The sequence below is a fragment of the Bradyrhizobium sp. genome, assembly GCF_028868675.1.
In the GTDB taxonomy this organism is placed as follows: domain Bacteria; phylum Pseudomonadota; class Alphaproteobacteria; order Rhizobiales; family Xanthobacteraceae; genus Bradyrhizobium.
In genome coordinates this window covers 1-7,530 of record NZ_JAGWUA010000224.1, presented here as the reverse complement: position 1 = coordinate 7,530, position 7,530 = coordinate 1, and the positions used below count along the sequence as shown (strand labels likewise).

Below are 7,530 nucleotides of genomic sequence, written 5' to 3'. Positions count from 1 at the left end.
ACTGGCTAAGCGGAAATAAAAGGCAAACAGAATACAAAGAACGACTCCAACTCCTACCATACATGTAAAAATAGGAGCAGTTTGGATGCGCATACTAACCTTAAAAATTAAAGAAAGATGGCGTCCCCAAGGGGATTCGAACCCCTGTTGCCGCCGTGAAAGGGCAGTGTCCTAGGCCTCTAGACGATGGGGACTACATGGATAAAACAGGTCTTACATCCCTCACTGGCGTGCCAGTCTGCCTTTACAAGTACCGGCAGAACGTTAAGCAAGTGGCTGGCGTGCCAGCCGAAGCTTTAACAAAGGCTGGTGGAGCCAGGCGGGATCGAACCGCCGACCTCTTGCATGCCATGCAAGCGCTCTCCCAGCTGAGCTATGGCCCCATTAGCCTTGAATATTTCGAACGGCCTTGCCGGTCATTCGCTCCCGGGTCTTGGGCAACCCTCGGAGCAGCACCGTTGAACACAGATCGTTGCCGATCTCAAGTCTCTTCGTCGCCGCCGACATCGCCGATGATGTCGGTCACGTCCTCGTCGCCCTCTTCCTCGTCGGCGATGAAGGTCGAATCATCGTCATCGTCGTCTTCGAGGGTCTCGTCGATCTCGATGTCGTCCTCGGACTCCGGCACGACCGCCTTGACCTTGCCGGTATTCTCCTCGGCATCGGCCTCCTCGAGCGACACCAACTCCTCGGCCTCCGCCGGCTCCGGCGCGGTGTCCGGGGCCATGGGGGCCCGGGCGGCCTCGCCGCGGGGGCTGCGGACCGGCGCTACCGGCGCAATCGGCACCACTTCGCCGGTATAGGGCGAGATCACGGGATTCTTGTTGAGGTCATAGAACTTCTTGCCCGTGGTCGGGCAAATGCGCTTGGTTCCGAGTTCGGACTTGGCCACGGCAAAAATCCTGGGAATGTCTGAAGAGCGGTGCTTCACTTGGCTAGTTGGCGGCCCGCTGTCAATAGCGCTTTCCAGAAGAACGACATGCCGGTGACGGCGCCCGGCCCATGTGGTACCTGCCCGCCCGAGAGCCCCCGGCGCAGGTTCAGGGGCAGATTCCAGGAACGCATCTTGAGCCATTCCGACCAACCGAGGCCGCTCCAGTCGCGCGCCGGCGGCCCGCTGGCCGGCAAAGTCCGGGTGCCCGGGGACAAGTCCATCTCCCACCGCGCTCTCATCCTGGGGGCGCTTTCGGTCGGCGAGAGCCGGATTTCGGGCCTGCTGGAGGGCGAGGACGTCCTCAACACTGCCAAATCCATGCGCGCGCTGGGGGCAAGGGTGGAACGGACCGGCGATTTCGCCTGGTCGGTGCGCGGCGTCGGCGTCGCCGGCTTTGCCCAGCCCACGGCGCCCCTCGATTTCGGGAACTCCGGTACCGGGTGCCGGCTGGTCATGGGAGCGGTCGCCGGTTGCCCGATCTCGGCGGTGTTCGACGGCGATGCCTCGCTGCGCAGCCGTCCGATGCGGCGCGTGCTCGATCCCCTGGAGAAGATGGGCGCCAGGGTAGTGGCAGGGGGCGAGGGGGGCCGGCTGCCGCTGACGCTGCAGGGCGCCCGCGATCCGCTGCCGATCACCTACAAGACGCCCGTCGCCTCGGCGCAGATCAAGTCGGCTGTGCTGCTGGCCGGCCTCGCCGCGCCCGGCACCACCACCGTGATCGAGAGCGAGGCGAGCCGCGACCACACCGAGTTGATGCTCCGCCATTTCGGCGCCGACATCACCTCGATCGCGGAAGGTGCGCATGGCCGCCGCGTTGCACTCGTCGGCCAGCCCGAATTACACGGGGCCAGGGTCGTGGTGCCGGCCGATCCGTCCTCGGCGGCCTTTCCGATCGTCGCGGCGCTGATCGTCGAGGGCTCCGACCTCGTGCTCACCGACGTGATGACCAATCCGCTGCGCACGGGCCTGTTCACGACGCTGCGCGAGATGGGGGCCTCGATCGAGGAGAGCGATGTCCGGGGCGATGCCGGCGAGCCGATGGCGCAATTGCGCGTGCGCGCCTCGAGGCTGCGCGGCGTCGAGGTGCCGCCGGAGCGCGCCCCCTCGATGATCGACGAATATCTGGTGCTGGCGGTTGCGGCCTCCTTCGCCGAGGGCACCACCATCATGCGCGGCCTGCACGAGCTGCGCGTCAAGGAATCCGACCGGCTGGCGGCGACCGCCGACATGCTGCGGGTCAACGGCGTCAAGGTCGAGATCTCCGGCGACGATTTGATCGTCGAGGGCCGGGGCCATGTGCCGGGCGGCGGCCTCGTCGCCACGCACATGGATCATCGCATCGCGATGTCCGCGCTGGTGATGGGCTGCGCCTCCGACCAACCCGTGAAGGTCGACGACACCGCCTTCATCGCCACAAGCTTCCCGGACTTCATTCCGATGATGCGCGCGCTGGGGGCCGATTTGTCATGATCATCGCCATCGACGGGCCTGCGGCCTCCGGCAAGGGCACGCTCGGCAAGCGCCTCGCCCATCACTACGGCTTTCGCCACCTCGATACCGGCGTGATCTATCGCGCGGTCGCCTATGCCCTGATGCAGGGGGGCGTCGACCTGCATGACGAGGCGGCCGCCGTCGCCGCCGCCCTGGAACTCGATCCCGAAAAATTCGGCAACCCCGTCCTGAAGACGCAGAAAGTGGGCGAGGGCGCCTCGGTGGTCTCGGCGATTCCCAGGGTCCGCGAGGTCCTGGTCAATTTCCAGCGGCAGTTCGCCGCCGACCCGCCCGGGGCCGTGCTCGACGGCCGCGACATTGGAACCGTGATCTGCCCGAACGCCGATGTGAAGATTTTCGTCGTCGCCGACCCCGTGGTCCGGGCCCGACGCCGCACCATGGAGGCGCGGGCGCGGGGCGAGGACGCCGACGAGGCGGCGGTCCTGGCCGACATCATCCAGCGCGACGAACGCGACAAGAACCGGCCGATCGCGCCCTTAAAGCCCGCCCCGGATGCTTACTTGCTTGATAACTCCCAACTGGATATAGAAGGCGGCGTCCGGGCCGCCATCGACATCATCGAGGCCGTCCGAGCGGGCCGGAAGCGGGGTTAAGCCGCTTCCGTCTTTGGAGGAAAAAGCCCGCTCCCGCCCTCGAAGGTTGATACCCCGGTCCCCTCTCGTTTTTGGGACCGGCGACATCAGGCTCCGGACAAAGATTTCATACGCATCGAACGCGCGGGCTTTGGCCGGCCCGCTTCCGCTGCTGTCGGCGCACGCCGAAGCAACGAGCGGTCGCTCGAAGGTCTTGCGGACCTTCCGACACTGCGCGCCCGATGCGCCCATAAACCCGATGGCCGGCAAGACGTCCGCAACTGGAGAACAAATGGCTTCGACTTCTGCGAATACCTACAGCCCGACGCGTGACGATTTCGCCGCGATGCTCGATGAGTCCTTCGCCGGCGGCAACCTGCAGGAAAGCTCCGTCGTCAAGGGCAAGGTGGTTGCGATTGAAAAGGACATGGCCGTCATCGACGTCGGCCTGAAGACCGAGGGCCGCGTCGCGCTGCGCGAATTTTCCGGCCCCGGCCGTGAAAGCGACCTCAAGGTCGGCGACGAGGTCGAAGTGTTCCTCGATCGCATCGAGAACGCGCTCGGCGAGGCCGTGCTGTCGCGCGACAAGGCGCGCCGCGAGGAGAGCTGGGGCAAGCTCGAGAAGGCGTTCCAGAACAACGAGAAGGTCAACGGCGTCATCTTCAACCAGGTCAAGGGCGGCTTCACCGTCGACCTCGACGGCGCCGTGGCCTTCCTGCCGCGCTCGCAGGTCGACATCCGTCCCATCCGCGACGTCGCGCCGCTGATGAACAACTCCCAGCCGTTCCAGATCCTCAAGATGGATCGCCGCCGCGGCAACATCGTCGTGTCCCGCCGCACCGTGCTGGAAGAGACCCGCGCCGAGCAGCGCCAGGAGCTCGTGCAGAACCTCGAAGAGGGTCAGGTGATCGACGGCGTGGTCAAGAACATCACCGACTACGGTGCGTTCGTCGACCTCGGCGGCATCGACGGCCTCCTGCACGTCACCGACATCGCCTGGCGTCGCGTCAACCATCCGACCGAGGTGCTGTCGATCGGCCAGACGGTGAAGGTCAAGATCATCAAGATCAACCACGAGACCCACCGCATCTCGCTCGGCATGAAGCAGCTCCTGGATGACCCGTGGCAGGGCATCGAAGCCAAGTACCCGCTGGGTGCGCGCTTCACCGGCCGCGTCACCAACATCACCGACTACGGCGCGTTCGTCGAGCTCGAGCCGGGCATCGAAGGGCTGATCCACGTCTCCGAGATGTCGTGGACCAAGAAGAACATGCACCCCGGCAAGATCGTCTCGACCTCGCAGGAAGTCGAGGTGCAGGTGCTCGAGGTCGATTCGGTCAAGCGCCGCATCTCGCTCGGCCTCAAGCAGACCATGCGCAATCCCTGGGAGGTCTTCGTCGAGAAGCACCCGGTCGGCTCGACGGTCGAGGGCGAGGTCAAGAACAAGACCGAGTTCGGCCTGTTCCTGGGTCTCGAAGGCGACGTCGACGGCATGGTCCACCTCTCCGACCTCGACTGGAAGGTTCCGGGCGAGCAGGTGATCGACAACTTCAAGAAGGGCGACATGGTCAAGGCCGTGGTGCTCGACGTGGACGTCGAGAAGGAGCGCATTTCTCTCGGAATCAAACAGCTTGAAGGCGACCCCTTCGCCGAGCCGGGCGACGTCAAGAAGGGCGCGGTCGTGACCTGCGAAGTGCTCGAGGTGAAGGAGAGCGGTATCGAGGTGAAGATCGTCGGGACCGACTTCAACACCTTCATCAAGCGCTCCGAGCTTGCCCGTGACCGCAACGACCAGCGCGCCGAACGCTTCGCCGTCGGTGAGAAGGTCGATGCGCGGGTGATCCAGTTCGACAAGAAGGCCCGCAAGGTCCAGGTGTCGATCAAGGCGCTCGAAGTCGCCGAAGAGAAGGAGGCCATCGCCCAGTATGGCTCCTCCGATTCGGGTGCGACCCTCGGCGACATCCTCGGCACCGCGCTCAAGAATCGCGGCGAGAACAAGTAAGCCGACGCCTGTTCGGCAAGGCACCGAAAGCCCCGGCGCAAGCCGGGGCTTTTTGTTGGTTCGTAGCCTGGATGGAGCGCAGCGAAATCCGGGGCCCTCCGCGGATGGCCTGATCCCGGATTGCGCTGCGCTCCATCCGGGCTACACCTGCGGAGCAAGAGGCCAGACCAGGCCTTCATTTCTTCAAATTGCAACGCAATTGATGTATCCAGATAAGCCGATGGTCACGCTGTGACGGCAAAACGCGTTTGACCCTTTTTGGAGATTTTCCGATGTCGCTCGATTCGGACATCATCGTCGATCGCCGCAGGATCCGGCGCAAGCTGACCTTCTGGCGGGTTACCGCCGCGCTGATCGCGGTCGCGGCGATTGCGGGCGTGGCGCTGATCGCGACGCCGGGCGCGGGCGGCTCGTTCGCGTCCGCCGGCGCCATCGCGCGCGTTCACATCGACGGCCTGATCCGGAGCGATGCCGATCGGGTCGAGGCGCTGGAGCGGCTGGAGAATTCGCGCGCCGCCGCGGTCGTCGTGCACATCAATTCGCCGGGCGGCACCACCGCCGGCTCCGAGCAGCTCTATGATTCACTGACGCGGCTGAAGGCGAAGAAGCCGCTGGTCGTCGTGGTCGAAGGTCTTGCCGCCTCCGGCGGCTACATCACCGCGATCGCGGCCGACCACATCGTCGCGCAGCAGAGTTCCTTGGTGGGATCGATAGGCGTGCTGTTTCAGTTTCCCAACGTCGCCGATCTCCTGAAGACGATCGGCGTCAAGGTCGAGGAGGTAAAATCCTCGCCGCTGAAAGCCGCGCCGAACGGTTTTGAGCCCACCAGTCCCGAAGCGCGGGCTGCGCTCGATGCGCTGGTGAAGGACTCCTACGCCTGGTTCAAGGGGATGGTGAAGGTTCGGCGCGGCATGGACGATGCACAGCTCGAGAAGGTCTCCGACGGCCGGGTCTTCACCGGGCGGCAGGCGATCGATCTGAAGCTCGTCGACCAGCTCGGCGACGAAAAGACGGCGGTGACCTGGCTCGTGGAGCAGAAGGGCGTCAAGAAGGGCCTGCCGGTCCGCGACTACAAGCTGCATCCGCACCTGGGCGATCTGTCATTCTTGCGGGCGGCGGCCGCCGTGACGCTCGAAGCGGTCGGCCTGAGCTCGATTGCGCATCAGATCGAGCAGAGCGGCGTTGCGCAGGCCGTCGACCGGCTGGGAATGGACGGAATGCTCGCGCTTTGGCAGCCCGCGGCGTCAAATTGACCGGGAACCCGGCGAAGAGGGCGGGGAACACCCGCTCAGCGAGTGCTGCCAAAGACCCCCCTTTCGGGGCTTGTCACGTCATTTCGCGCCGCGCAAACTTGATTTAGCGTCTTGACAGTTCAAGGCATTTTCACGGAAATGGCTATCCGCACCTTCCCGGATCCTATCTCTCGATGATCAAATCCGAACTTGTTCAGCGTATCGCCGAGCACAACCCGCACCTCTACCAGCGGGATGTCGAGAACATTGTGAATGCGATCCTCGAAGAGATCGTGGCGGCTCTCGCGCGCGGTGACCGCGTCGAGTTGCGCGGCTTCGGTGCCTTCTCGGTGAAGCATCGTCCGGCGCGCGCCGGCCGCAATCCGCGCACCGGCGCCCATGTTCCGGTCGATCAGAAGAGCGTTCCGTTCTTCAAGACCGGCAAGGAAATGCGCGAGCGGCTGAACCGCGACAATCCGGACGCCGGCGGCTAGCTGACCGGTCCGGTTCCGCCACGCTGGCCGCATGATGCGGCCGCAGGCTTGATTCGAGGCGAGCGAAGCGCGATGCGAAAATTCCTGACCGCGCTGATCGTCATCCCGCTGGGCCTAGTCTTCGTGACCTTCGCGGTCGCCAACCGGCATTTCGTCACGGTCTCCTTCAATCCCTTCGATTCGGCCGATTCCGCCCTGTCGCTCTCGCTGCCGCTGTTCGCGCTGCTGATCGTGGTGGCGATCCTCGGCGTCGTGGCCGGAGGCCTTGCCACCTGGTTCGGCCAGCGGCATTGGCGGAAAGCGGCGCGCCGGCACGAGGCGGACGCGCGCAGCGCGCGCATCGAACTGGCGGATCTGCGGGCGTCCGTGGCCGCTGCGCGGCAGGGTCAGCGACAAGACCCGCAGCGCCTGCCGGCCCCGTCGGGCGCGGGCCTCTACGGTCCCGTCGGGCGAGACAAGCAGCGCGCGACGTTGTAGAAGCGCCGCAGCAAAAGCCCTGTTTCCGGCCGCCCTGCGTGCGGCTTCCACCCGGCGCGAGACCATGTCCCTGCTCGTCAAAATCTGCGGCCTGTCCACGCCCGAGACGCTGCAAACGGCGCTCGATGCGGGCGCCGACATGGTGGGGTTCGTGTTCTTTCCGCCCTCGCCGCGACATTTGTCGCTGGAGGCCGGCCGCGATCTCGGCCGCCAGGCGAAGCGGCGCGCGCTGAAGGTCGCGCTCACGGTCGATGCCGACGACGCGACCTTGGACAACATCATGGATGCCCTGTCGCCCGACATCTTC

The 7,530-nt window shown here is 65.1% G+C and carries 7 protein-coding genes, 2 tRNA genes and 1 pseudogene; 7 read left to right on the top strand and 3 right to left on the bottom strand.

The genetic code is table 11. From position 1 onward, the window contains the following. Window positions 1-118: 118 nt before the first annotated feature. From KGM94_RS21775 to KGM94_RS21765, 3 genes are all read right to left on the bottom strand, one after another. A tRNA-Glu gene (locus KGM94_RS21775) sits at window positions 119-194 on the bottom strand. Between the two features lie 113 nt (window positions 195-307). Continuing rightward, window positions 308-383, bottom strand: a tRNA-Ala gene (locus KGM94_RS21770). A 98-nt stretch (window positions 384-481) separates the two neighbouring features. Next, window positions 482-892 carry a TIGR02300 family protein gene (locus KGM94_RS21765; protein WP_300263984.1) on the bottom strand — a complete coding sequence of 137 codons (411 nt, stop codon included), beginning with the start codon at window positions 890-892 and terminating at the stop codon, window positions 482-484. Between the two features lie 174 nt (window positions 893-1,066). On the opposite strand from KGM94_RS21765, the gene aroA reads away from it, so the two are divergent. From aroA to KGM94_RS21730, 7 genes and pseudogenes are all read left to right on the top strand, one after another. Beyond that, window positions 1,067-2,404 carry a 3-phosphoshikimate 1-carboxyvinyltransferase gene (aroA, locus tag KGM94_RS21760; protein WP_300263982.1) on the top strand — a complete coding sequence of 446 codons (1,338 nt, stop codon included), beginning with the start codon at window positions 1,067-1,069 and terminating at the stop codon, window positions 2,402-2,404. Continuing rightward, window positions 2,401-3,039: a (d)CMP kinase gene (cmk, locus tag KGM94_RS21755; protein ID WP_300263980.1), complete on the top strand. Its 639-nt coding sequence runs from the start codon at window positions 2,401-2,403 to the stop codon at window positions 3,037-3,039. The genes aroA and cmk overlap by 4 nt, the downstream gene beginning before the upstream one ends. 271 nt (window positions 3,040-3,310) lie before the next feature. Continuing rightward, window positions 3,311-5,020, top strand: coding sequence for a 30S ribosomal protein S1 (gene rpsA / locus KGM94_RS21750; protein ID WP_300263978.1), 1,710 nt, complete (start codon window positions 3,311-3,313; stop codon window positions 5,018-5,020). Between the two features lie 272 nt (window positions 5,021-5,292). Continuing rightward, window positions 5,293-6,273 (top strand): signal peptide peptidase SppA, encoded by a 981-nt coding sequence (gene sppA / locus KGM94_RS21745; RefSeq protein WP_300263976.1) that lies wholly within the window; start codon window positions 5,293-5,295, stop codon window positions 6,271-6,273. Between the two features lie 173 nt (window positions 6,274-6,446). After that, a complete protein-coding gene (locus tag KGM94_RS21740; protein WP_300263974.1) occupies window positions 6,447-6,746 on the top strand; it encodes an integration host factor subunit beta in 300 nt (99 codons plus the stop codon). A 72-nt stretch (window positions 6,747-6,818) separates the two neighbouring features. After that, window positions 6,819-7,223: a LapA family protein gene (locus KGM94_RS21735; RefSeq protein ID WP_300263972.1), complete on the top strand. Its 405-nt coding sequence runs from the start codon at window positions 6,819-6,821 to the stop codon at window positions 7,221-7,223. Window positions 7,224-7,287: 64 nt separating this feature from the next. After that, window positions 7,288-7,530: pseudogene (locus KGM94_RS21730) on the top strand (N-(5'-phosphoribosyl)anthranilate isomerase); the annotation flags it as partial.